This is a genomic window from Streptomyces pseudovenezuelae (assembly GCF_001513955.1).
GTDB lineage: Bacteria > Actinomycetota > Actinomycetes > Streptomycetales > Streptomycetaceae > Streptomyces > Streptomyces pseudovenezuelae.
In genome coordinates this window covers 1,175,147-1,199,278 of the sequence record NZ_KQ948144.1, presented here as the reverse complement: position 1 = coordinate 1,199,278, position 24,132 = coordinate 1,175,147, and the positions used below count along the sequence as shown (strand labels likewise).

Annotated in this window: 22 protein-coding genes; 6 read left to right on the top strand and 16 right to left on the bottom strand. The window is 71.5% G+C overall.

Translation table 11 applies throughout. The features are described from left to right. The first annotated feature begins 94 nt into the window (after positions 1-94). Positions 95-1,975, top strand: coding sequence for an anthranilate synthase family protein (locus tag AQI94_RS05255; protein ID WP_031044537.1), 1,881 nt, complete (start codon positions 95-97; stop codon positions 1,973-1,975). Here AQI94_RS05255 and AQI94_RS05250 read toward each other — a convergent pair. The 5 genes from AQI94_RS05250 to AQI94_RS05230 form a co-directional block, all read right to left on the bottom strand. Then, entirely contained in the window at positions 1,927-2,922 is a 996-nt protein-coding gene (locus tag AQI94_RS05250; RefSeq protein WP_031044539.1) for a 2-hydroxyacid dehydrogenase, read from the bottom strand. The two genes, AQI94_RS05255 and AQI94_RS05250, sit on opposite strands and share 49 nt — an antisense overlap. 67 nt (positions 2,923-2,989) lie before the next feature. Continuing rightward, positions 2,990-4,018, bottom strand: coding sequence for a 6-phosphofructokinase (locus AQI94_RS05245; RefSeq protein ID WP_031044542.1), 1,029 nt, complete (start codon positions 4,016-4,018; stop codon positions 2,990-2,992). A 53-nt stretch (positions 4,019-4,071) separates the two neighbouring features. After that, positions 4,072-4,746 carry a response regulator gene (locus AQI94_RS05240; RefSeq protein WP_031044545.1) on the bottom strand — a complete coding sequence of 225 codons (675 nt, stop codon included), beginning with the start codon at positions 4,744-4,746 and terminating at the stop codon, positions 4,072-4,074. Then, entirely contained in the window at positions 4,743-5,969 is a 1,227-nt protein-coding gene (gene macS, locus AQI94_RS05235; protein ID WP_062229640.1) for a MacS family sensor histidine kinase, read from the bottom strand. The genes AQI94_RS05240 and macS overlap by 4 nt, the downstream gene beginning before the upstream one ends. A 40-nt stretch (positions 5,970-6,009) precedes the next feature. Further along, a complete protein-coding gene (locus AQI94_RS05230) occupies positions 6,010-6,786 on the bottom strand; it encodes a lysophospholipid acyltransferase family protein (protein WP_037945525.1) in 777 nt (258 codons plus the stop codon). A 147-nt stretch (positions 6,787-6,933) separates the two neighbouring features. Here AQI94_RS05230 and AQI94_RS05225 point away from each other — a divergent pair, with 147 nt between their 5' ends. Continuing rightward, positions 6,934-7,713, top strand: coding sequence for an alpha/beta hydrolase (locus AQI94_RS05225; RefSeq protein WP_031061929.1), 780 nt, complete (start codon positions 6,934-6,936; stop codon positions 7,711-7,713). Beyond that, positions 7,706-8,305: a hypothetical protein gene (locus AQI94_RS05220; protein WP_031061932.1), complete on the top strand. Its 600-nt coding sequence runs from the start codon at positions 7,706-7,708 to the stop codon at positions 8,303-8,305. Before AQI94_RS05225 ends, AQI94_RS05220 begins: the two co-directional genes overlap by 8 nt. Positions 8,306-8,497: 192 nt before the next feature. Here the strand turns inward: AQI94_RS05220 and AQI94_RS05215 are convergent, their stop codons facing one another. From AQI94_RS05215 to AQI94_RS05190, 6 genes are all read right to left on the bottom strand, one after another. After that, the gene (locus AQI94_RS05215; protein ID WP_037945527.1) at positions 8,498-9,205 is read right to left on the bottom strand and encodes an endonuclease/exonuclease/phosphatase family protein; all 708 of its coding nucleotides are present in this window, start codon (positions 9,203-9,205) and stop codon (positions 8,498-8,500) included. 134 nt (positions 9,206-9,339) lie between these two features. After that, positions 9,340-10,293, bottom strand: a complete 954-nt coding sequence (locus AQI94_RS05210) for an ROK family glucokinase (protein WP_031061936.1) — start codon at positions 10,291-10,293, stop codon at positions 9,340-9,342. A gap of 67 nt (positions 10,294-10,360) precedes the next feature. After that, entirely contained in the window at positions 10,361-10,843 is a 483-nt protein-coding gene (locus tag AQI94_RS05205) for a DUF5304 family protein (protein WP_031061940.1), read from the bottom strand. Positions 10,844-10,900: 57 nt separating this feature from the next. Further along, the gene (locus tag AQI94_RS05200; RefSeq protein ID WP_062229602.1) at positions 10,901-12,058 is read right to left on the bottom strand and encodes an ArsA family ATPase; all 1,158 of its coding nucleotides are present in this window, start codon (positions 12,056-12,058) and stop codon (positions 10,901-10,903) included. Positions 12,059-12,240: 182 nt separating this feature from the next. Beyond that, entirely contained in the window at positions 12,241-12,681 is a 441-nt protein-coding gene (locus tag AQI94_RS05195) for an SRPBCC family protein (RefSeq protein WP_031049743.1), read from the bottom strand. Between the two features lie 83 nt (positions 12,682-12,764). Next, a complete protein-coding gene (locus AQI94_RS05190; protein WP_078902819.1) occupies positions 12,765-13,562 on the bottom strand; it encodes a metallophosphoesterase family protein in 798 nt (265 codons plus the stop codon). A gap of 292 nt (positions 13,563-13,854) precedes the next feature. Here AQI94_RS05190 and AQI94_RS05185 point away from each other — a divergent pair, with 292 nt between their 5' ends. Further along, positions 13,855-15,651 carry an AMP-dependent synthetase/ligase gene (locus AQI94_RS05185; RefSeq protein ID WP_031049748.1) on the top strand — a complete coding sequence of 599 codons (1,797 nt, stop codon included), beginning with the start codon at positions 13,855-13,857 and terminating at the stop codon, positions 15,649-15,651. A 15-nt stretch (positions 15,652-15,666) separates the two neighbouring features. Here AQI94_RS05185 and AQI94_RS05180 read toward each other — a convergent pair whose 3' ends face one another. After that, positions 15,667-17,298: a GMC oxidoreductase gene (locus AQI94_RS05180; protein WP_455712791.1), complete on the bottom strand. Its 1,632-nt coding sequence runs from the start codon at positions 17,296-17,298 to the stop codon at positions 15,667-15,669. Positions 17,299-17,330: 32 nt separating this feature from the next. Next, a complete protein-coding gene (locus AQI94_RS05175; RefSeq protein ID WP_031049755.1) occupies positions 17,331-18,473 on the bottom strand; it encodes a glycosyltransferase family 4 protein in 1,143 nt (380 codons plus the stop codon). 120 nt (positions 18,474-18,593) lie between these two features. On the opposite strand from AQI94_RS05175, the gene AQI94_RS05170 reads away from it, so the two are divergent. Then, positions 18,594-19,835: a glycosyltransferase 87 family protein gene (locus AQI94_RS05170; protein WP_031049758.1), complete on the top strand. Its 1,242-nt coding sequence runs from the start codon at positions 18,594-18,596 to the stop codon at positions 19,833-19,835. On the opposite strand, the gene AQI94_RS05165 is transcribed toward AQI94_RS05170, so the two are convergent. Beyond that, positions 19,793-21,106 (bottom strand): MATE family efflux transporter, encoded by a 1,314-nt coding sequence (locus tag AQI94_RS05165; RefSeq protein ID WP_062229601.1) that lies wholly within the window; start codon positions 21,104-21,106, stop codon positions 19,793-19,795. The genes AQI94_RS05170 and AQI94_RS05165 overlap by 43 nt on opposite strands. 106 nt (positions 21,107-21,212) lie before the next feature. Between AQI94_RS05165 and AQI94_RS05160 the strand changes: the two genes are divergently transcribed. After that, on the top strand, positions 21,213-21,743 hold the full coding sequence (locus tag AQI94_RS05160; protein ID WP_031050316.1) for a PadR family transcriptional regulator: 531 nt from the start codon (positions 21,213-21,215) through the stop codon (positions 21,741-21,743). Here AQI94_RS05160 and AQI94_RS05155 read toward each other — a convergent pair. Together AQI94_RS05155 and AQI94_RS05150 are read right to left on the bottom strand one after the other, a co-directional pair. Then, the gene (locus tag AQI94_RS05155; protein ID WP_031050313.1) at positions 21,731-22,924 is read right to left on the bottom strand and encodes a hypothetical protein; all 1,194 of its coding nucleotides are present in this window, start codon (positions 22,922-22,924) and stop codon (positions 21,731-21,733) included. The two genes, AQI94_RS05160 and AQI94_RS05155, sit on opposite strands and share 13 nt — an antisense overlap. Positions 22,925-22,957: 33 nt before the next feature. After that, complete coding sequence (locus tag AQI94_RS05150) at positions 22,958-23,974, bottom strand: C40 family peptidase (RefSeq protein ID WP_031050311.1); 1,017 nt, start codon at positions 23,972-23,974, stop codon at positions 22,958-22,960. Positions 23,975-24,132: the final 158 nt, after the last annotated feature.

Sequence of the window (24,132 nt, the reverse complement as noted above, 5' to 3'; positions counted from 1 at the left end):
ACTTCGCGAAGGCCGCCCGAGGGGCGGCCTTCGGCGTTTCCGGGGCCGTTCCTCTCCGACATCGAGTCATTGACTCATCGAGAGCTGAGGAACCATGGACCTGACACGTCTGCCGGCCGACGACCGTCCGTTCGCCCTGGTCCGGCGCCGCACCCCGGGCCACGACGAGAACTCCGTCGAACTGCTCGTCGGCCCGGTCGCCACCTACGACCGCCTCGCGGACCTCCCCGACCAAGGGCTCGCGCTCATCCCGTTCCGGCAGATCCGCGAGCGCGGCTTCGACGTCCGGGACGACGGCACACCCCTGACGGTGCTGACCCCCGAGGAGACGTACGACCTCCCTCTCGCCACGGTGCTGGAACAGCTCCCCACCCATGACGTCCGGGTCGAGGACGGCGGCTTCGACGTCGCCGACGAGGAGTACGCCGAGATCGTCGTACGGGTCCTGCACGAGGAGATCGGGCGCGGCGAGGGCGCCAACTTCGTGATCCGGCGGACGTACGGGGGCGAGATCCCGGGCTTCTCCCGCGCGGACGCCCTCGCGCTGTTCCGGCGGCTCCTGGTGGGCGAGCGGGGCGCCTACTGGACCTTCGTCGTCCACACCGGTGACCGCACGCTGGTCGGTGCCAGCCCCGAGGTGCACGTGCGGATGTCCGGCGGGACCGTCGTCATGAACCCGATCAGCGGCACGTACCGCTATTCCGCCGAGGGCCCGACCCCCGAGCACCTGCTCGACTTCCTGGCCGACGGCAAGGAGATCGAGGAGCTGTCGATGGTCGTCGACGAGGAACTCAAGATGATGTGCACCGTCGGTGACATGGGCGGGGTCGTCGTCGGGCCCCGGCTCAAGGAGATGGCCCACCTCGCGCACACCGAGTACGAACTGCGCGGCAAGTCCTCGCTGGACGTGCGGGAGGTCCTGAAGGAGACCATGTTCGCGGCCACCGTCACCGGCTCTCCGGTGCAGAACGCCTGCCGGGTCATCGAGCGGCACGAGGTCGGCGGGCGCGGCTACTACGCGGGCGCGCTGGCGTTGCTCGGCCGGGACTCCGGCGGGGCGCAGACCCTGGACTCCCCCATCCTCATCCGCACGGCGGACATCTCCGCCGGGGGACGGCTGAGGGTCCCGGTCGGCGCGACCCTCGTGCGCGGCTCGGACCCGGCGAGCGAGGTCGCGGAGACCCACGCGAAGGCGGCGGGGGTGCTGGCGGCTCTCGGCGTACGGCCGTCCCGGCCCCGTGCGGACCACGCGCGCGTGAGCCTCGCCGACGATCCACGCGTGCGTGCCGCACTCGACGGGCGGCGCACGAACCTCGCCCCCTTCTGGCTGCGGATGCAGGAGCGGTCGGACGACCTCGCGGGACACGCCCTCGTCGTCGACGGCGAGGACACCTTCACGTCGATGCTCGCCCATGTGCTGCGCTCGGGCGGGCTGGAGGTGACCGTGCGGCGCTACGACGAACCCGGCCTCACGGACGCCGTGCTCGCGCACGAGGGGCCTCTCGTGCTCGGCCCGGGCCCGGGCGACCCCTCCGATCTCGACGATCCCAAGATGCGGTTCCTGCGCGCCCTGACCGCCGACGTCCTCCGCGGCCACCGGCACGGCGTGCTCGGCGTCTGCCTCGGCCATGAGCTGATCGCGGCCGAGCTGGGCCTAGGGATCGTACGCAAGGAAGTGCCGTACCAGGGGGCGCAGACGACCGTCGACCTGTTCGGGCGGCCGGAGACCGTCGGCTTCTACAACAGCTTCGTGGCGCGCTGCGACGACGAGGAGGCCCGGGAGCTGGCCGCGCACGGCATCGAGGTGAGCCGGAGCGACACGCACGAGGTCCATGCCCTGCGCGGGCCGGGCTTCGCCGGGGTGCAGTTCCACCCCGAGTCGGTCCTGACGCTGAACGGTGCCGCCGTCGTACGGGAGCTGCTGGCTCAGCTGCGCGGCACCAGCACGTTCTCGGAGCGGCGGCCCGCCTTGTAGTCGAGGACGTTCCTGACCGTGGCGTCGATGATCTGCCCGACGGCGTCCTCGGTGTAGTAGGCCTGGTGGGAGGTGACCAGGACGTTCGGGAAGGTGACCAGGCGGGCCAGGGTGTCGTCCTCGATGGCCTCCAGGGACCGGTCGACGTAGAACAGGCCCGCCTCCGCCTCGTAGACGTCGAGGCCGACGCCCGCGAAGCGGCCGGCGCGCAGTTCGCCGACCAGGGCCGCGGTGTCGATGAGGCCGCCGCGACTGGAGTTGACCAGGATCGCGTCGTCCTTCATCGCCTTCAGGGCCTCGGCGTCGAGGAGGTGGGTGGTCTCCGGCATCAGCGGGACGTGCAGGCTGATCAGATCGGACTCGGCGAGCAGTTGTTCCTTGGGGACGTACGTCATGCCGAGTTCCAGGCAGCCGGGGTTCTCGGTGACGTCCCAGCCGAGCAGCCGCATGCCGAAGCCGTGGGCGATCCGGGTGAAGGCCTCGCCGATCTTGCCGGTGCCGAGGACGCCGACGGTACGGCCGTGCAGGTCGCGGCCCATCAGGCCGTCGAGCCGGAAGTCGAAGTCACGCGTGCGCGTGGAGGCGCGCACGACCCGGCGGTTGACCGCCATGGCGAGGGTCCAGGCGAACTCGGCGACCGAGTACGGCGAGTAGTACGAGACCCGGGCGACCGTCAGGCCGAGGCGCTCGGCGGCCTTGAGGTCGATGTTGTTGAAGCCGGTGGAGCGCTGGGCGACCATCCGTGTGCCGCCCGCCGCGAGGACCTCCAGGACACGGGCGCCGAGTTCGGCGTTGACGCTGGTGGAGACGGTCTCGTAGCCGACGGCGATGGGGGCGGTGTCCTCGTTGAGGAAGACGTCCAGGCAGCGGACCTCGTGGTGCCCGGCGAACGCGCGCTCGATCAGGGGCCGCTCGTCGGCCTGCACGCCGAATGCCAGGATCTCCACGGAGACGGCTCCCCTTCTGGTGTGATTGTGGGCCGAATATACGGCCCACAACCACACCGTGCCGGGCTCAGCCGAAGAAGACCCCCACCTCCTCGTAGAGCTTCGGGTCGACGGTCTTCAGCCGCGCCGTCGCCTCGCCGATCGGCACGCGCACGATGTCCGTCCCGCGCAGCGCGACCATCTTGCCGAAGTCGCCGTCGCGGACGGCCTCGATGGCGTGCAGGCCGAAGCGGGTGGCGAGCCAGCGGTCGAAGGCGCTGGGGGTGCCGCCCCGCTGGATGTGCCCGAGGACCGTGGTGCGGGCCTCCTTGCCGGTGCGCTTCTCGATCTGCTTGGCCAGCCATTCGCCGACGCCGGACAGCCGCACATGCCCGAAGGAGTCGAGCGACTGGTCCTTGAGGACCATGTCCCCGTCCTTCGGCATGGCGCCCTCGGCGACGACCACGATCGGGGCGTACGACGCCTTGAAGCGGGAGGTGATCCAGGCGCACACCTGGTCGACGTCGAAGCGCTGCTCGGGGATGAGGATGACGTTGGCGCCGCCCGCGAGACCGGAGTGCAGGGCGATCCAGCCGGCGTGACGGCCCATCACCTCGCAGACCAGGACCCGCATATGGGACTCGGCGGTGGTGTGCAGCCGGTCGATGGCCTCCGTGGCGATGCCGACCGCGGTGTCGAAGCCGAAGGTGTAGTCGGTGGCGGAGAGGTCGTTGTCGATGGTCTTCGGTACGCCGACACAGGGCACTCCGTGCTCGTCGGACAGTGCCGCGGCGACGCCGAGGGTGTCCTCGCCGCCGATCACGATGAGCGCGTCGACCTCCCGTTCGGCCAGGTTCTCCTGGATCCGGCGGATGCCGCCCTCCTGCTTCAGCGGATTGGTGCGCGAGGAACCGAGGATCGTGCCGCCGCGGGGCAGGATGCCGCGGACGGCCGGGATGTCGAGACGCACTGCGGCGTCCTCCAGTGGACCTCGCCAGCCGTCCCGGAAGCCGGTGAAGTCATAGCCGTACTCCTGAACGCCCTTGCGGACGATGGCCCGGATGACGGCGTTGAGGCCGGGGCAGTCGCCGCCTCCGGTCAGTACTCCGACGCGCATGGACAGTTCCCTTCGCCGCAGGTGCCTGACGAAGGGTCAGTGTGACGCCCGTCTCACTCGTCGTCGAGGCCTCGTTCGATGGCGTAGCGGACGAGCTCGACCCTGTTGTGGAGTTGCAGCTTGCCGAGGGTGTTCTGGACGTGGTTCTGGACCGTGCGGTGGGAGATCACCAGGCGCTCGGCGATCTGCTTGTAGCTCAGTCCCTTGGCGACCAGCCGCAGCACCTCGGTCTCGCGCTCGGTGAGCTGCGGGGCCTTGGGCTGGTCGGGGTCGGAGGCGGGCGTGGGGTCGGAGGCGAGGCGGCGGTACTCACCGAGGACCAGGCCGGCGAGTCCGGGCGTGAACACCGGGTCGCCGACGGCCGTGCGGCGGACCGCGTCCAGGAGTTCCTCGGTCGAGGCCGACTTGAGCAGATAGCCGGTGGCGCCGGACTTCACGGCCTCCAGGACGTCGGCGTGCTCACCGCTCGCCGACAGGACGAGGACCCGCAGGGCCGGGTTGTGGCCGACGAGTTCCTTGCAGACCTGGACGCCCGGCTTCACCGGCAGGTTCAGGTCGAGGACCAGGACGTGCGGGTCCGCCGCCTTGGCCCGGCGTACCGCCTGGTCGCCGTCGCCCGCGGTGGCGACCACGTCGAAGCCGGACTCGGCCAGGTCCCGGGCGACAGCGTCTCGCCACATGGGGTGGTCGTCGACCACCATCACCTTGATCGGGTCCTTGTCGCTCATCGCTGTCCTGCCTTCCCCCGTGAGATCTTCGGTACCTTCAGCTCGACCTCCGTGCCCTGCCCCGGAGGCGAGATCAGCTCGGCGCTGCCGCCGAGGTCACGCAGCCGGCCCCGGATCGACTGGGCCACCCCGAGCCGCCCCTCCCCCTCGGCCTGGGCGAGTCGCCCCTCGGCGATGCCGGGTCCGTCGTCCCGTACGGTCACGATCACCTCGTCGGGCTCGTCCTCGACGAGGATCCACGCGCGCGCGTGCTCACCGGCGTGCCGGTGCACGTTGTCCAGGGCGGCTCCGACGGCCGCGGCCAGCTCGCGCGCGGCGGGCGGGGGCAGCGGGACGGGGGCGCCGGGCTCGACGAGGGAGACCTTCGCCGAGGCGTAGGGGGCGAGCAGCGCGCGCAGGTCGAGCGGTCCGTCGGCCGACCCGCCGTCCGGCTCGTCGTCGACGACATGGACGACCGCCCCCTGGGCCGCGTCCCGGGACACCCGGGAGACGGACGTCAGACCGCCGGAGACCAGGGTGCGCAGCGCCACCTCCTGCTCACCTGCCATCCGGCCCAGCTCGGCCGCCTCGCCGCCCAGGACCGCGCCCCGGCGCTGCACCATGGCGAGCACCTGGAGGACGCTGTCGTGGATGTCCCGGGCCAGCCGCTCGCGCTCCCGGGTGGCCGCCTCGATCTCCAGGGCGCGGGCGAGGGTGCGCTCGGAGGCGCGGGCGACCTCGACGACGTAGCCGATGGCGATGGAGGCGACCCAGACGAGGATCACGTTGTGGACGGTGTCGCGGGCCGGCTGGCCGCGCTCGAGCAGGTTGGCGGCGGCGACCGGTGTGGAGGCGAGCGCGGCCCAGCGCCAGCCGCCCTTGATGGCGAACGCGAGCACGGAACCGGCGGTCCATATCGACGGCAGGGTGGGGCCGCCGCTGTCGATGTGGTACTGGTCGACGACCAGCGGGGTCAGCACGATGCCGGTGAGCGCGATCGCGAGGTCGACGGCGAGGAAGCGCTTGGTGCACGCGGCCGCGTTCTGGACGCGGGGCAGCGTGGCGAGCGTCCAGACGCACAGGACGACGTAGTAGGCGATGGCGATGCCGGGCCGGTCGAACTGGTCGTACTCGGTGGCGAAGAGCCCGACCGCGTACAGCATGGTGAGCACGCGGTACCCGGTCAGGGCACGCCACAGCGGCTGCTCGACCGACATGCGCATGACGCGTACTTGTTTGGCCATCTCCCCCACCCCCGGGCCCGGACCGCCGTGTCCCAGGATCCTAGGACGCGGAGCTCTCGGGCTTGTCCTTCTCGGCCTGCACGACGGCCGCCTCGGCTTTCGCGGCAGCCGCCTTGGCGGCCTTCTCGGCCTTGGCCGCTTCCGAGATCCGCCGCTTGGCGGCGGTCGCGTAGATGTCGACGTACTCCTGGCCGGAGAGCTTCATGATCTCGTACATGACCTCGTCGGTCACCGCGCGCAGTACGAAGCGGTCGTGCTCCATGCCCTGGTAGCGGCTGAAGTCCAGCGGCTCGCCGATGCGGATCCCCGGCCGCATCAGCTTGGGCATGACCTTGCCGGGCGGCTGGATCTTCTCGGTGTCGATCATGGCGACCGGGATGACCGGGGCGCCGCTGGCGAGCGCCACGCGCGCGAGGCCGCCGGGCTTGCCGCGGTACAGACGCCCGTCGGGCGAGCGCGTGCCCTCGGGGTAGATGCCGAACAGCTCACCGCGCTCCAGGACGTCGAGGCCGCTCCTGATGGCCGCCTCGCCCGCGCCGCGCGCGCCGGAGCGGTCCACCGGGAGCTGGCCGACCCCCTTGAAGAAGGCGGCCGTGAGCCGGCCCTTCACCCCGGGCGTGGTGAAGTACTCGGCCTTCGCGATGAAGGTGACCTTGCGGTCGAGGACCGCGGGCAGGAAGAAGGAGTCGGAGAACGACAGGTGGTTGCTCGCCAGGATGGCCGCTCCCTCGGCGGGAATGTTCTCAAGGCCTTCCACCCAGGGCCTGAAGGCGACCTTCAGCGGCCCCCCGATGGCGACCTTCATCGTGCCGTACAACAACCGAGTGCCTCCTGTGTTCGTCGAACAGACCTTAACCCGGAGCCCCGTCAAACAGACCGACGGCCCTGGTCGGTGTCAGTGCCGTCGCGTACGGTGAACCACACCTGGACTTGCTCACGCTTCTTTCATGAACAGGAGACCTAGGTGCCGGTCCTCCCCGGAGCCGAGCCGTTCCGCCATGAGGGCGGGGAGGCCGGTGTCCTTCTCTGCCACGGCTTCACCGGTTCCCCCCAGTCGCTGCGTCCCTGGGCCCAGCACCTCGCCGAGCACGGCCTGACGGTCTCGCTGCCGCTGCTGCCCGGGCACGGCACCCGCTGGCAGGACATGGCCCTCACCGGCTGGCAGGACTGGTACGCCGAGGTGGACCGCGAGCTGCGCGCCCTGACCGAGCGCTGCACCTCCGTGTTCGTGGCCGGTCTGTCCATGGGCGGGACCCTGGCCCTCAGGCTGGCCGCCAAGCACGGGGACGCGGTGCGCGGTGTCGTCGTCGTCAACCCGGCGAACCGCATGCACGGCCTCGCGCCGTACGCCCTTCCGGTGGCCCGCCACTTCGTCCGTACGGCGCCCGGGATCGCCAGTGACATCAAGAAGGAGGGCAGCGTCGAGCTGGGGTACGACAAGGTGCCGCTGCACGCGGCGCACTCCCTGCGGACCTTCTTCCGCCAGGTCGACGGCGAGCTGCCGCAGGTCACGCAGCCGCTGCTGGTGCTGCGCAGCACGCAGGACCATGTGGTGCCGGCGGCCGACTCCGCGCGCGTGCTGAGCCGGGTGTCGTCGACGGACGTGACCGAGATCGTGCTGGAACAGAGCTACCACGTGGCGACGTTGGACCATGACGCGGAGCGGATTTTCGACGAGAGCCTCGCGTTCATCGGCCGGCACACCACCGGCATCGGCAGTGAAGGGACGGCCGCCCGTGGCTGAGCACGACTCCGAACGCGAAGACCGCGAGGGCCACGAGCCGGAGGAGCAGGGCGTCCCGTTCGACGAGGAGGCCGCGTGGGCGGCCATCGTCGCCGGGTACGGCGAGGAGCCGAAGGACCCGCCGGGCACGAAGCCGTTCAAGTCGGTCGAGGATCTCGCGCTCCTGGAGCCCGAGACGAACGACGAGCCGACGGTGACGGCTCTGGACAAGCCGGAGCCCGGGCCGAAGAGGGACGAGAAGCCGGCGAAGCCGCTGGGCGGTTCCGTCTCCTTCGCGCCCGGTGTCGGGCCCCGCGACTACAGCGCCCCGGAGGCCTCCGAGGACGACTTCGAGGAGGACGACGAGGGGCACTTCGTGCCGCCGGAGCCGCCCGCGCTGCCGGCCGCCGACACCACCTCGAAGTTCGCCTGGCTGGGCGTGCTGGGCGGACCGGTCCTGCTGCTGGTCGCGGTGCTGCTCGGCTGGGAGATGACGTGGTGGCTGGCCACGGTCGGGATCGGCGGGTTCCTGGGCGGTTTCGTCACGCTGGTGACGCGGATGCGGACGGACGACGAGGACGACGAGGATCCCGGACGGGGAGCCGTCGTCTAGGGCCTGTCGTTTGGATCAGGCCGGCCGTGAGGTGCGGTGCTTTTCTGCCGACGCGAGCGGGGTCTGGTGCGTGCAGCCGCAAGGCGGAGGAGGGAGTCGACGCGGAGCGTCGGCGACCGACGACAACGCCGCAGATGTGCGTGCCAGACCCCGCGACGCCGGGCTGATCCAAACGACAGGGCCTAGTCCGGCTCAGGGCACGGGAATGCCGAGGGTGGCCAGGACCGGAAGGTGGTCGGTGGCCGCCCTCAGGTCTGTCTCCGTGATGCCGGGGAGGTCCACCGGGACCCCGCAGCCGAGCACCTCGATGCCCTTCGTGGCGAAGATCGCGTCGATGCGCCGGTGGGGTTCGGTGCGGGTCCAGGTGTGTTCGCCACCCTGAGGGCCGGCCGCCCAGCAGTCCTGGAGGTTGGCGGCGACGCGGGTGAAGGCGGGGCCGGTGGGACCTTCGTTGAGGTCGCCCCCGGCCACGGCGTGGTCCACGCCCATGCCGGCGAGGCGGTCGAGGAGGGCGCTCGCCTGGTCGTGGCGTTCGTCCTTCTGCAGGGACAGGTGACAGCTCAGTACGCCGAGGCGGGCCCCCGCGATGTCGACGACGGCTGTGGCGAAGCCTCGCCTGTGCTGGCCCGGGGTGAGCGGGAGGAGCACGTCCTCCGTGCGCTCGACCGTGGCCCGCAGGTTGCAGAGGATGGCCGGTCCCGCGGCTGTACCGCCGCCGGTGAGGACGACCAGATCCGAGGCCGAGGCCAGCCGTGCGAGTTTCTTGCGCCAGCGGAAGAACCGGGGGGCTTCCTGGATCAGGACGAGATCCGGTGCGCAGGCCCTGATGACTCGGGCCAGCGCGTCGGTGTCGTCCCGCATGGAGCGGATGTTGTAGCTCAGGACCTTGACCGGAACCATGTGGATCAATTTACGCCCAAGAGGGAGGGGCGGGGGGATCGTGCGCGACTGCCGGTTCGTCGTGGCTGGTCGCGCCCGCGCGGCGGAGCCGCACATTTGTACAGCCCCGCGCCCCTCCGTGGACAAAGCCACCCCTACATGATCGGGTCGGGCTCTCTCGCCAGGTCCGCCGCGCCCACCAGGCCCGCCTTGTTGCCCAGTTGGGCGGCGATGACGTCCGCCACCGGGCGCCAGTTGCCGCCCACCAGCCAGCGCTTGTAGGACTTGCGGATCGGGTCCAGGACCAGTTCGCCCTCGTCGGACAGGCCGCCGCCGACGATGAAGGCGGAGGGGTCGAAGAGGGAGGCCAGGTCGGCGAGGCCCGCGCCGGCCCAGCGGGCGAGCTCGCGGTAGGAGTCGACGGCGACCGGGTCGCCCTGCCGGGCGGCCATGGAGATGTGCTTGCCCTCGATGCCGTCGGGGCTGCCGTCGCCGAGTCCGAGGAGGATCTCGGCGTTCTCCGGGGTGGCGTTGGCGCGCTGCTTGGCGTACCTCACCAGGGCGCGGCCGGAGGCGTACTGCTCCCAGCAGCCCTGCGAGCCGCAGCCGCACAGGAGTCCGTCCGGGACCATCCGGATGTGGCCGAACTCGGCCGCGACACCGAAGTGGCCGCGGCGCAGCTTGTTGCCGATGATGATGCCGCCGCCGAGGCCGGTGCCGAGCGTGATGCAGATGACGTTGCGGTGGCCCTTGCCCGCGCCGAACTTGTACTCGCCCCACGCGGCCGCGTTGGCGTCGTTCTCCACGACGACCGGAAGGCCGACACGGGTCTCGACCTTCTCCTTCAGCGGCTCGTTGCGCCAGTGGATGTTGGGGGCGAAGTAGACCTCCGAGCGCTGGCGGTTGACGTATCCGGCCGCACCGATGCCCACGCCCACGATCGCGTGCCCGGCGCGCGCGCCCTCCACCGCCGAGGCGATCGCGTCCACGATGCCTTCGGCCGTGCCCGGGGTCGGCACCTTGTGGGTCGAGAGGATGTTGCCTTCCTCATCGACCACGCCGGCCGCGATCTTCGTGCCGCCGATGTCGACGCCGATGGTGAGTCCCATGAATCCCTCAGTTTCGGTCGAGCCCCGCTACGGCCAACCGTACCCGAGGCCCTGCCGTCAGGGGGTTTCAGTCCAAGTCGATGCGCTCGGGGCCGGGGTCCTCGCCCCTGTCCCGCAGGGTCTCGTCACGTCGGCTCCAGCGCTGTTCCTGCGCCTGGACCGCGGAGCGGTACGCGGCGAGGAGTTCGCCACCGGCGGCGGCGAGGTGGTCGAAGACATCGGGGTTGCGCTCGATGACCGGCTCGACAGCGGCCTTGGCCTGCTGGACGACCTGCTTGACCACCTGCTGGGCGGCGGGTCCGGCGATGCCCCCGAGGAGCGGGGACTGGAGACCGGACAACTTCTCGGCGACGTTGTCGACCAGCTTGCGCAGTTCCTCGGCGGCCGAGCCCGGGGGCGGGCCGTACTGGGTGCGGCGGCGGGCCTTCTCCGCCGCGAGATCCTCGGCGGCCGCCGTCGCCCACGCGTCGGCGTCGGTCGCCCGTACCTCGTCGACGGCGTCCGCGGGCTCACGGTCAGCGGCGTCGGACGGGGGGAGCTCTTCGCTCATGACGGACTCCTGACTACGGTTCGTCCCTACGACGTTACCCGAATGGGCGTACGCGGTTCACGGGGTGCGGGGCCACAGATCCGGGTCCGGCGCGAACCGGATCCGCAGCTCGCCCTCGCGCAGGGCGGCGCCGGCGACGGTGCAGCGGCGCAGGGCCGAGGGCAGCGGGACGATCCGGCGGAACTGCCCCGCGCTGACGAGGAGTTCGTCGCCGCGCCGGATCAGGTCCAGCTCGTCGCGGTGGGCGCCGGGCAGCGGGATGTGCCACACCAGCACGCCGTCCTCGGCGAGGTGATCGACGACGGGCCACTCGACGGTGGAGGTCGTGTCGTTGACCTCGGGGACGGCGAGCGCGCCGAGATCGTCGTCGCCGCGCGGGTCGTGGCCGAGATGCGGGAGGGCCCGGACGTCGTAGGACTCCTGCCATTCCTCCAGCGCCTTGCGCTGCTGGGCGACGAGCCCCGCGGGCCAGTCCTGCGGTACCACCCGGTTGGCGATCAGGAGGTCGGGGCGCAGGCCGCGCAGGGCGAGGGCGAGGCCGGCGGCGCGTACCGCGTCGGTGCCGGCGGGGCCGGGTTCGGCGACGAGCCGCACCACGGCCTGCCGGTCGGCGAGGACGGCCTGGACCGCGCCGAGTTCGGTGTCCCAGCGGGCGGCCGTCTCGTACAGCCACTCCGAGGGCATGGGAACGCCGGCGAGCCGTCCGAGGACGGGGCGCAGGCCGGCGGCCGCCTGCCGCTCGGCGGGCAGGAGCCGGCGCAGGTAGCGGCGCAGTTCCTCGGGGAGGGAGAGGAGGGCTAGGGCCTGCGCGGTGGGCGGCAGATCCACGACCAGCAGCTCATGCCGCTCGGAGAGGGCCGCGTCGCGCAGGGCGCGCAGGAGGGTGAGTTCCTCCGCGCCGGGGAGGGGGGTGACCTCCTCGGGGTCGAGCCGGGAGGCGCCGAGCAGGTCGAGCACCCGGGAGGCACGGTCCTGGAAGGCGGCGAGGTCGTCCCGGAAACCGGCGGTGGCGTCGGGACGCCAGGCGGTGAGGGTGGGGGTGACCTGGGTGGGGGTGGGGCCGGTTCTCGCACCGAGGACCGTGCCCAGGGTGTCCGTCCGGTCGGCGCTCAGCACAAGGGTGCGGATTCCGTCGCGGGCGGCGGCGAGCGCGGTGGCGGCGGCGGTGGTCGTACGGCCACTGCCGCCGGGGCCCGTGATCAGGATGGTGCGCATAGGGGTGAACCGTAACGGACGCGGCGGTTCAGTCTGGCTGGAGGCCGGTGGGGGCTGGTCGCGCAGTTCCCCGCGCCCCTGAGTGGGTGCAGTCAGGGCCTGCCTGGCTGTACCCACCGCTTTTAGGGGCGCGGGGAACTGCGCGACCAGCCACGACGGACCCGCACCCGAAAACGCGACCTCTACTGCCCGGACTCGACCCGCTTCTTCAACCCCGCCAGCGCGCGGTCGATGATGACCTTCTCCGCCTTGCGCTTGATCATGCCGAGCATCGGGATCTTGACGTCGACGGTCAGCAGGTAGGTGACCTCCGTCGCCCCCGCTCCCGCCGGCTTCAGCACGTACGAGCCGTCCAGCTGCCGCAGCATCTGGGACTTGACCAGCGTCCAGGAGACCTCGTTGGCGCCGGTCCAGGTGTAGCCGAGGACCTGGTCGTCCTTGATGGCGCCCGCGTCCATGACCAGCCGGACCTGCTCGGCACGGCCGGACGCGTCCGTGGAGAGCACCTCCGCCTGCTTCACCTCGCCCGTCCAGTCCGGGTAGCGGGCGAAGTCGGCGATCACGGCCATGACGTCGGCCGGCTCAGCTTCGATCGTGATGCTCGAACTGGTGTGTTCCGCCATCGCCGTGGCTCCTCCAGATAAGGTCCGGTGAGGAAGGGTGGTACGCACGTCTGTGCAGCGTGAAGGCTACCGCGCGGACGGAGTCACCATTCCAGCGCCCACGGCTTGCCGCTCCCGGCGAAGTGCCCCACGTTCACGCACTCGGTCGCCCCGATCCGCATCCGCCGGACCAGGGGCTGGTGGACATGACCGAACAGCGAGTAGCGGGGCCGGGTGCGGCGGATCGCGGCCAGCAGCGCCCGGCTCCCCCGCTCGAACCGCCGCGCCACCGTGTCGTAGACCAGCTCCGGCACCTCCGGCGGGATGTGGGTGCACAGCACGTCCACCTCGCCGACGGCCTCGATCTTGGCCGCGTACTCCTCGTCGCTGATCTCGTACGGCGTCCGCATCGGGGTCCGCAGACCGCCGCCGACGAAGCCGAACGTCCAGCCGCCGATCTCCACCCGCTCGCCGTCGAGCACGGTCGTGCCGGGTCCGGCGTACTCCGGCCACAGCGGCGGCATGTCGACATTGCCGTAGGTCGCGTACGTCGGTGTCGGGAAGGCGGCGAACATCTCGGCGTACTGCTTGCGCACCGCCGTCTCGATCACCGAGCCCCGGTCGGCGCCGATCCCGCCCCACAGCCGGGCGCCGAGCTCGCGCGCCTCCTCGAAACGGCGGGCGGTGCGCAGCTCCACGATGCGGTCCGCGTTCTCCACCCCGAACAGGTCGGGGAAGATGCCGCGCGAGTGGTCGGCGTAGTCCAGGAACAGCACCAGATCGCCCAGGCAGATCAGGGCATCGGCACCCTCGCCGGCTCTGGCCAGGTCACGGGCGTTGCCGTGCACGTCGCTGACCACATGTACGCGTGTCTTCCGGTTTCCGGCCGGTGTGGGTGCCATGACGATCAAGGGTAGGCCTGTGGGGCATACGTGAACAGTGCCGACCGGGCCTGCGGTTACTGGCCAGTCGGCAAGCAGGTGGACTACTGTGCCGGGGAACCCCAATCCGTGTGACGCAGCGAACATCTCGCCGGGACCCCCTGTCGAAGAAGCCATACCGGCGGGTAACGTCCGGGCAGTCCAGTCGTGCTCAGCATTCAATTACTGAATCCCTGAGCACCTGCCCGAGCCTTGGACCGACCGTCGCATCACACAACGTCGTGGCGCCGGCGCCCTATGAGGAGCAGCAGTCTTGCGCGAGTTCAGCCTTCCGGCTTTGTACGAGGTCCCTGCGGACGGCAATCTCACCGACATCGTCCGTAGAAACGCCGCGCAGCATCCCGACGTCGCCGTCATCGCCCGCAAGGTGGGCGGACAGTGGCAGGACGTGACGGCCACGGCGTTCCTCGCCGAGGTGCACGCCGCCGCCAAGGGGCTCATCGCCTCCGGCGTCCAGCCGGGCGACCGGGTCGGTCTGATGTCGCGTACCCGCTACGAGTGGACACTGCTCGACTTCGCGATCTGGAGCGCGGGCGCGGTCACCGTGCCGGTGTACGAGACCAGCTCGGCGGAGCAGATCCAGTGGATTCTCAGCGACTCGGGCGCCACCGCCTGCGTCGTGGAGCTGGACGGTCACAGCGCGGCCGTGGAGTCGGTGCGCGAGCAGCTGCCCGCGCTCAAGCACGTGTGGCAGATCGAGGGCGGTGGGATCGAGGAGCTGGGCCGCGCCGGCAAGGACATCAGCGACGCGGCCGTCGAGGAGCGCAGCTCGCTGGCGAAGGCCGACGACCCGGCGACCATCGTCTACACCTCCGGCACCACCGGCCGCCCCAAGGGCTGTGTGCTGACCCACCGCAGCTTCTTCGCGGAGTGCGGCAACATCGTGGAGCGGCTGCGCCCGCTGTTCCGCACCGGCGAGTGCTCGGTCCTGCTCTTCCTGCCGCTCGCGCACGTCTTCGGCCGGCTGGTGCAGATCGCGCCGATGATGGCGCCGATCAAGCTGGGCATGGTCCCGGACATCAAGCAGCTCACCGACGAACTGGCGTCCTTCCGGCCGACGCTGATCCTCGGCGTCCCGCGCGTCTTCGAGAAGGTCTACAACTCGGCGCGCGCCAAGGCGCAGGCCGACGGCAAGGGCAAGATCTTCGACAAGGCCGCCGACACGGCGATCGCCTACAGCAAGGCCCTGGACACCCCGTCGGGCCCGTCGCTCGGTCTGAAGATCAAGTACAAGACCTTCGACAAGCTCGTCTACAGCAAGCTGCGGGCCGTGCTGGGCGGCCGCGGCGAGTACGCCATCTCGGGCGGTGCCCCGCTCGGCGAGCGCCTGGGCCACTTCTTCCGCGGTATCGGCTTCACGGTCCTGGAGGGCTACGGCCTGACCGAGTCGTGCGCGGCGACCGCCTTCAACCCCTGGGACCGCACGAAGATCGGCACGGTCGGGCAGCCGCTGCCGGGCTCGGTGATCCGGATCGCGGACGACGGCGAGGTGCTGCTGCACGGCGAGCACCTGTTCAAGGGCTACTGGAACAACGAGGCCGCGACCGCCGAGGCGCTCACCGACGGCTGGTTCCACACCGGTGACATCGGCACCCTCGACGAGGACGGCTACCTCAGGATCACCGGCCGCAAGAAGGAGATCATCGTCACCGCGGGCGGCAAGAACGTCGCCCCGGCCGTGATCGAGGACCGCATCCGGGCGCACGCGCTGGTCGCGGAGTGCATGGTGGTGGGCGACGGGCGGCCCTTCGTGGGCGCGCTGATCACCGTCGACGAGGAGTTCCTGGGCCGCTGGGCCGAGGAGCACGGCAAGCCGGCGGGTTCCACCGCGGCGTCGCTGGCCGGGGACGCGGACCTGAACGCGGCGATCCAGGCCGCGATCGACGACGGCAACGCCGCGGTGTCGAAGGCGGAATCGGTGCGGAAGTTCCGCATTCTGTCCTCCCAGTTCACGGAGGAGACGGGCCACCTCACGCCGTCCCTGAAGCTCAAGCGGAACGTGGTGGCGAAGGACTACGCGGACGAGATCGAGGCGATCTACGCGAAGTAGTCACCCGTACGAGACCTATGGCGCGGTGTCCTCCACGAGGACCCGCGCCATCGTGCGTTCGGCGAGCGCGGTGATGGTGACGAACGGGTTGACCCCGATGTTGCCCGGGACCAGCGAGCCGTCGGTGACGTACAGCCTCGAATAGCCCTTCACCCGGCCGTAGTTGTCGGTGGCCTTGCCCAGTACGCAGCCGCCGAGCGGGTGGTAGGTGAAGTCGTCGGCGAAGACCCGGCTCGGGGTGCCGAAGAGGTCGTACCGGTAGATGGTCGAGTTGGCGGAGTTGATCCGGTCGAAGAGCTTCTTGGCCATGCCGGAGGAGACCGCGCTCTGGGCGGCGCTCCAGTCGAGGCTCAGTCCCCCGCTGCCGTACGAGAACCTGGCGCGCTGCGGGTTCTTGGTGATGGCCAGGTACAGGCTCACCCAGTGTTCGAGTCCGGTGGGCAGGGGCGCGATCTCGGCGAAGACCGGGTTGTCGGCGTTGGCCCAGTCGTCGATGCCCATGACCGGCATGGTCGACTGGTTGGCGCCGACGGTGTCCCACAGGTGGTTGGCCCGGCCGAGCATCGTGTTGCCGTTGGGCCCCCAGCCCGCCCCGACGCTCGCGTCCAGCGCCGGGAGCGTGCCCGACTGCCGTGACCGCAGCAGGAGTTCACTCGTGCCGAGGCTGCCGCCGCCGAGGAACAGATAGGTGCAGCCGTACTGCTTGGTCTCGACGACCGCTCCGCTGTAGTCGATGCGCTCGGCGCTCAGCACCCAGGTGCCGTCGCTCGCCCGGCTGATCCCGGTGACCTTCTCCAGGGTGTGGATGGTGACGTTGCCGGTGCCGAGCGCGGACGCCAGATACGTCTTGTCGAGGCTCTTCTTGCCGAAGTTGTTGCCGTAGATGACCTCCTGGCCGAGGGCTGACTTGGTGGCGGTGCCCGCGGCCTCGCGCTGCATGTAGCCGAAGTCGTAGACGCTGGGCACGAAGGTGGTCTTCAGGCCGGTGTTCTGGGCGTGCTTGCGGGAGACGCGGCTGAACCGGTACCACTCGGTCGACTCGAACCAGGCCGGGTCGATCGTGCTGACGCCGAGCATGGCGCGGGCGCGGGGGAAGTACGTGCCGTACATCTCCGCGGTGTCGACGGTCGGGAACTGCTCGGCGAAGTAGGACTGGAGCGGGGTGACCGCCATCGAGCCGTTGACGAGGGAGCCGCCGCCGACCCCGCGGCCCACGAAGACGGACATGTCGGAGAAGCGGACCCGGTCCAGGACGCCCGGGTAGAGGCTGATGTCCTTGTTGACGACGTCCAGCCACAGGAAGGTGGCCAGCGGGGCCTCGGTGCGGGTGCGGAACCACATGGAGCGCTGGTCGGGGTTGGCGGTGTTGCAGAAGACCTTTCCGTCGGAACCGGCGGTGTTCCAGAGCCGGCCCATCTCGAGGACGAGGGTGCGGATGCCGGCCTGGCCGAGGCGGAGGGCGGCGACGGAGGCGCCGTAGCCGGAGCCGACGACGATGGCGGGCGCGGACTCGACCGCGGCGGGCTCGTCCGCGCGGGCCGACTGGAGCCCGACACGCGTGAAGCCGAGAGTGGCCGCCGTCTGGAGGGCGGCCATACCAAGGATCTGACGTCTAGTCAGCTGACGCTGTATCAGTTTTGCTGTCATGCGCGCAGCATCGGCGGATTATCCGCCTCCGGCTAGAGCAGCGTCTTCAACTTCTCCGCCAACAAATCCCAGCGCCACTTCTCCTCGACCCACTCACGTCCCCGCTCCCCCATGCGCCTCCGCAGTTCCGCGTCGGCGAGCAGGACGGTGATCCGCTCGGCGGCCTCCTCGGGGGAACCGCCCCGCACCACCCAGCCGGTCTCGCCGTCGAGCACGGCGTCGGGGGCCCCGCCCGAGTCCCCGGCGACGACGGGCAGTCCGGTGGCCGAGGCCTCCAGGTAGACGATCCCCAGCCCCTCCACGTCGAGCCCGCCCCGGCGGGTGCGGCACGGCATCGCGAAGACGTCCCCGGCGCCGTAGTGCGCGGGCAGCTCCGCCCACGGCACCGCCCCGGTGAAGCGGACCGAGCCGGCGACCCCGGTCTCGTGGGCGAGCCTGCGCAGCTCCTTCTCGTAGGGCCCGCCGCCGACGATCAGCAGTACCGCCTCGGGCTCCTCGGCGAGAATCCGCGGCATGGCGAGGATCAGCGTGTCCTGCCCCTTGCGCGGCACGAGCCGGGACACGCACACGACCACCGGCCGGTCCGTCAGCCCCAGCCGCGCCCGCACGGCGTCGCCGCCCGACCCGGGATGGAAGGTCTTCTCGTCGACCCCCGGCGGCAGCTGCACCATCCGGGCGGCCGCCTGCGGGCTCAGCGCATCGGCGATCCGCGACCGCGTGTACTCGCCGAGGTAGGTGATCGTGTCCGTCGATTCCCCGATCCGCCCCAACAGCTGCCGCGCGGCGGGAAGTTGGGCCCACCCCGCCTCATGTCCGTGGGTCGTGGCCACCAGCCGCCGGGCCCCGGCCCTCCTGAGCGCGGGCGCCATCAGCCCGAGCGGCGCGGCCGCCCCGAACCACACCGACGTACAGCCGTGCTCCCGCAGCAGCCCGACGGCCCTCCGGGTCGCCGCGGGCGTCGGCAGCAGCATGGTCGTGGAGTCCCGTACGACGGTGAAGGGCTGCTCGGCGTCGAAGGCGGCGGTCGCCTCGACGCCCTCCCGGCTCCGCTTCCAGGTGGAGGCGTAGACGACCAGGCGCTCGGGGTCGAGCCGCAGGGCCATGTTGTGCAGGAACGCCTGGATACCACCGGGGCGGGGCGGGAAGTCGTTCGTCACGATCAGGGTCTTGTGCATCGCCGCAGACCCTACCGAACCGGCTGCTCACAGCCGGGCGCGGCCACGTTTATGGCACCCTCACAGGAGAGCGGGACATCATGTTCTCCTCAAGGACGCACGAGGACGGCAGGGGATCACGTGGAGACGAAGGCCGTGCGGTGGTCCCTGACGGGACTGCTGCTGACCTGGGGCGTGACCAGGCTGCTGCTCCTGCTGTGGGTCTTCGGGGTGTACGTCTTCCCGGGCCCGGACGTCACGAGCGACGTGTCGGTCATCTACCAGGGCTGGTACGACGTCCTGCGCACCGGAACGTTCCCGCAGCAGGACGTGACCTGGCAGTATCCGCCGGCCGCGGCCCTCGCGATCCTCTCGCCCGCCCTGCTGCCCTTCCTGGAGTACACCCAGGCCTTCTTCGTCCTGGCCTTCGCCGCCGACCTGGTCGTCCTCCTCCTGCTGCTGTACGTGGGCCTGCGGGACGGGCGGCGGCTGCGGGGGGCCTGGGTGTGGGTGGTGGGCGTACCGCTGCTCGGCCCGACCGTCTACTCCCGCTACGACGTGATGGTGACCGCCGTGGCGGTGGCGGCGGTGCTCGCGGCCGCCCGGCATCCGAAGGCGGCGGGGGCACTGGTGGGCTTCGGCGCGCTGCTGAAGGTGTGGCCGGCGCTGATCCTGGTCGGGATCCGCAGGCGGAGCGTCTGGGCCTCGGCGGTGGCGACGGTCGTCGCGGTGGCCGGGCTGTTCGCCGTGGCGATGCCCGGCGCCTTCGCGTTTCTGACCTTCCAGCGGGAGCGGGGCACCGAGGTGGAGTCGCTGGGCTCCCTGGTCTTCCACATCGCCCGCCACCACGGCTGGGACGGCTCGGTCCTGCTCAACTACGGCTCGGTCGAGTTCCTGGGCCCCTGGGTGACCGCCGTCAGCACGGCCGCGCTCGTGCTGACCGGCATGGCCTTCGGACTGCTGCTGCTGTGGCGGCTGACGGCGACCCGGTTCGAGGCGCACACGGCGGCGGACGCGGCGCTCGTGGCGGTGCTGATGTTCACCACCACCAGCCGGGTGATCAGCCCGCAGTACATGGTGTGGCTCGTCGGTCTCGCGGCGGCCTGTCTGTGCTTCCGCGCCAGCCGCATGGGCGTCACGGCCGTCCTGGTGCTGGTGGCGTGCTTCGTGACGGTCCTGGAGTTCCCGATCTGGTTCGCCGACGTGGTGGGCAGCACCCCGCTCGGCATCACCCTCCTGCTGGTGCGCAACGGCCTGCTGGTCCTGGCCACGGTCGTCGGCATGCGCGAACTGTGGCGGGCGACGGTCCCGGAGCGGACCCCACCGCCCCCGGCCCCGGATCAGACCACCACCCCGGCCCGCGAGACCTCGCCCTCTCCCTGACCCCGGGCACCCGCCCGTCGCAACAGGAGCACGGCGATCCCGCACTGCAGGGCCATGGCCAGCGCGAGGGCCAGGCACACGCCGGGCAGGCCCAGGCCGGTGCAGGCGTACGCCAGGGCCAGCTGGACCGCCGTGCCGAGCAGCGTCACCTTGAGCAGTGCCGGCGCTCCCCCACTGCCCTCGAAGACCCCGCCGAGCGCGATGAAGCAGGCCATCAGCAGCAGGTAGGGCCCAACACAGCGCAGGAACAGCACGCCGTCGTGGGCGACTTCGGGCCCCGCGCCGAAGGCGGCCATGATCCAGGGGGCGGTCACGAGAAGCAGCACCGCCGCCGCGAGCCCGACCGCCCCGGAGACCAGCACCGCCTCCCGTCCGACCGCCCGTCGCGCGTCCCGCCCGGCGCCCCGCAGCTGCGCGGTGTGGATCGAGGCGGCCTGCCGCACCGCGTAGAAGGCCATCGTCGCCACGTACATGACCTTGTAGGCGATGGCGTACGCGGCCACCGCCGTCACCCCGAGCCGCGCCACGATCGCGACGAGGACGAGCGCACCGCCCTGCCGCACGGTGAAGTCGGCGGCCATGGGCAGCCCGGTGCGCAGGGTGCCGCGCGGGGAGACACCGGCCGGAGCCCCCGCGCAGGACCGCAGCAGCGCGTTCCGGCGCAGGACGACCAGCCCCGTCCCGAGGGCCACCGCCCGGCACAGCACGGTCGAGGCGGCGGCGCCCCGGACGCCGTACGCCTGGGTCAGGAAGGGGTCGCAGACGAGGATCAGGCCGTTCGCGAGGAGGGCGAGCCGCATGGGCGTCCGGGTGTCTCCCGCGCCCTTGAGGATGCCGTCGACGAGCTGCTGGGCGAAGAAGACGGTGATGCCGGGCAGGGAGACCGCGAAGTAGGCGGTGGCCAGGGACACGGCCGGGCCGCCGTCGAGCACCAGCCGGGCCAGCGGCTCGCGGAGCAGGAAGCCGCCCACCGCGGCCACCGGCGTGACCAGCGCCCACAGTGCCACGCCGCCGCGCACGGCCGCCCGCACCCCGCCGGGGTCCCGCGCGCCCCGGGCGTGCGCCACCAGCACGGTCGTACCGGAGCCGAAGACGAGCGCGACACCGAGCAGCACGTTCTCGCTGTTGGTCGCCACGGCCACGGCGGCCACGGCGGAGCCGCCGAGCCGGGAGACCCACACGGTGTTGATGATCCCCGCGGCGACGGAGGCCAGCAGGCCGAGGTAGACGGGGTGGGCGAGTGCGACGAGCTGCTTGCGATGGCTGTTCACCGATCGGATCCCCCTCGATACGAGCTACCTCGATAAGATCTACCTCTAATCGAGGTAGCTCGATAAGAGGTAGCATGGCGCCACGACCCCCGCAAGGAGGAATGCAGTGCTGGAGCTGTCGATCCTCGGCTTCCTCGCCGAGGAGCCGCTGCACGGCTACGAGCTCAAGGAGCGCATCAAGGCGCTGACCGGCCATGTCCGCCCGGTCAGCGACGGGGCGCTCTACCCGGCGATCACCCGGCTCGTCGCGGCGGGCCTGCTCGACGAGCGGGCGGAGCCGGGGACGAGCGCAGCGCCGCGCCGGACGCTGTCCCTCACCGAGAAGGGCCGCGAGGACCTCCTGGAGCGGCTACGGCATCCCAAGCAGGGCGAGATCAGCGACCAGGTCCGCTTCAACACCGTCCTCGCGTTCCTCCGGCACCTGCCGGACCGGCGCGAGCAGGCGGCCGTGCTGCGGCGGCGGCTGGAGTTCCTGGAGACACCGACGAGCTTCTTCTACGACGGCGGCGAACCCGTGGGCGCGGAGGACACGGACGACCTGTTCCGGCAGGGCATGCTGCGGGTGGCGCGGGCCACGGGCCGGGCCGAGCGGGCGTGGCTGGCGGAGGCCGTCGGGCTGCTGGATCAGCCGAGCTGAGCGCGCAGGTACTCCTGCCACTCGGCGGTGAAGGCCTTCAGGTCGGTGCCGAGCACCTTCGCCATGGCCTCCTCCACCGCCCCCGGCCGCTTGGTGTGCGTGCCCACGGACCGGTAGAACGCGCCGAGCTTCGCCTCGCCCCACCGGTCCGCGATCATCCGGCAGGCCATCCAGCCGCTCTCGTAGGACACCGCGAGCCCGGACGCGCTGCCGTCGAAGCCGAAGTCCGCGTCGGTCGGCAGGGCCGTCGGCACCCGGCCCGCGGCGACCGCCTCCCCCAGCTCCGGCGCGACCTCGGCCGGAGCGCGCCCGGTGCGCCGGTACCCGACCCAGTCGGCATACCCCTCCGACAGCCACAGCGGTGTCGCGGCGGTGGTGTCGGCGCGGGTGGCGACATGGGTGGTCTCGTGGGTGAGCACGACCTGCCTGCCGAGGGTGCCGAGCAGACCGTACGCGTCCGGGTTGACGATGATCCGGTCCGCGGGCGCCTGCGCCGGGGCACCCGTCTCACCGGTGGTGACCGCCGCGATCCCGCGGTACGAGGAGGCCGGCGAGCCGAGCAGTCCCGCCATCCCCTCCAGGGACCTGGGTACGAGGACGACGACGTGCCGGGACCACGCGGTGCCCCAGGCGTCCGACACGGTGGGCACCGCGCGGTCGGCCAGGTCCGCGAAGACATGCAGCCGCTCACCGGACTGGCCGACGCCGAGGACGATGCTGTGCCGTCCGCGGACGACGGTCACCTCGCCCTGGTCCCACAACTGCTGCGAGGCCTTCTCGGCGGGCTGCTCCCTGACGACGTACCACCGGCCGGACGCGTCCAGGGACAGGTCCAGGACGCGGGCGACGGTGACGGGGGCCTGGTCGTATCCCTGGACCTGGTAGCGGAGTTCGGCGTCCGCGGTGACCGTGGAGCCGGCGCGGCGGACGCCGGTGACCTTGTAGGCCCAGGAGGCGAGCGGCACCGCGCTCACGTCCTCGTACCAGCCCGCGGCGCCCGTCCTGGCCACCGCCGCCCTGTCGCGGTCGAGGACGGCCGCGGCCCGCCGGTCGAGCACGTGCTGCACGTCGGCCGTGACGGTGTCGGTGGCCGTCGGCCGCCCGCCGCAGGCCACCAGCGAGACGAGCAGCAGGCACAGCACCACGACACCGTGTTTCGGCACCCGCCTACGACCAGCCATGTTTCCCGATCGTACGGGTATCGCGGCCGTCGGTCAGGGGCGCGTGACCGTCGCCCCCGGCATCATGCCCACCGGGTCGTAGCGCACCGGGGCCCCCGGGTAGGGGGCGTGCACGACCTGGCCGTTGCCCACGTACATGCCGACGTGGCTGGCATCGCCCCGGTAGGTGACCAGGTCGCCGGGCCGCGCCTGGGAGAGGGGCACCTGGCGGCCGGCGTAGCGCTGGGCCTGCGAGGTGCGCGGGAGGGAGACGCCGGCCTGGGCGTAGGACCACTGCATCAGGCCCGAACAGTCGAAGCCGTTGGGCCCGTTGGCGCCCCACACGTACGGCTTGCCGATCGCGGACTGTGCGGCGGCCACGGCGGCGGCGGCCCGGCCCGAGGGCGCCGCGGCCCCCGAGAGGTCGGGCAGGTCGGAGCGCCCGGAGCGGGAGACCCGGTCGTAGGCGGCCCGCTCGTCGGACGGCAGGGAGTTGAGCAGCTCGCGCGCTCGGGCGAGCTTCCTCTCGACGGTCCGCTTGTGGGAGGCGACGGCCTTGCGGCTCTTCTCCAGTTCACCGAGTTTGCGGGCCGCCTCGCTGCGCTCCTGGGCGAGTTCGCGCATGGCCTCCTGGAGGTCCTTGAGCTCGCCCGCCTGACGGGCGTTGACGCGGTCCAGGACGGTGGCCTTGTCGAGGTAGTCGTCCGGGTCGTCGGAGAACAGCAGCGCGAGGGAGGGGTCGAGGCCGCCGGAGCGGTACTGCGCCCCGGCCAGGGAACCGAGCGCCTCCCGCATGGAGTTGATGCGCTCCTGCTGCCGGGCGATCGCGTCCTGAGCGGTGCTGACGTCCTCACGCAGCGAGTCGGCGCGCTCGTCGGCCTTGTTGTAGGCCTCGGTGGCCTGCTCGGCCTGCTCGTAGAGGCGGTCCACCTCGGCCCTGGTGTCGTCGGTCGGAGCGGCGGCGGCCGGTACGGCGCCGAGCGCGGCGGCCGCCGCGGACAGCACGCACAGGGCGGTACCGGCGCCCCGGTTGAACCCGGACGTCTGGACAAGGCGGCGATGGGACCCCACGGAGGCCGCGCTCCTTCCCTTGGCGGACGAGAACGCGGCAGACAGTAGCCCCGGGAACGGGACCCGGCCAAAGACCTCAGCGGGTACACAAAGTGACGCCCCGCCTCAGACGCAGGTCATGGGCGGGGCGTGGGGTCAGATGAAGTTGTCGCGATTCG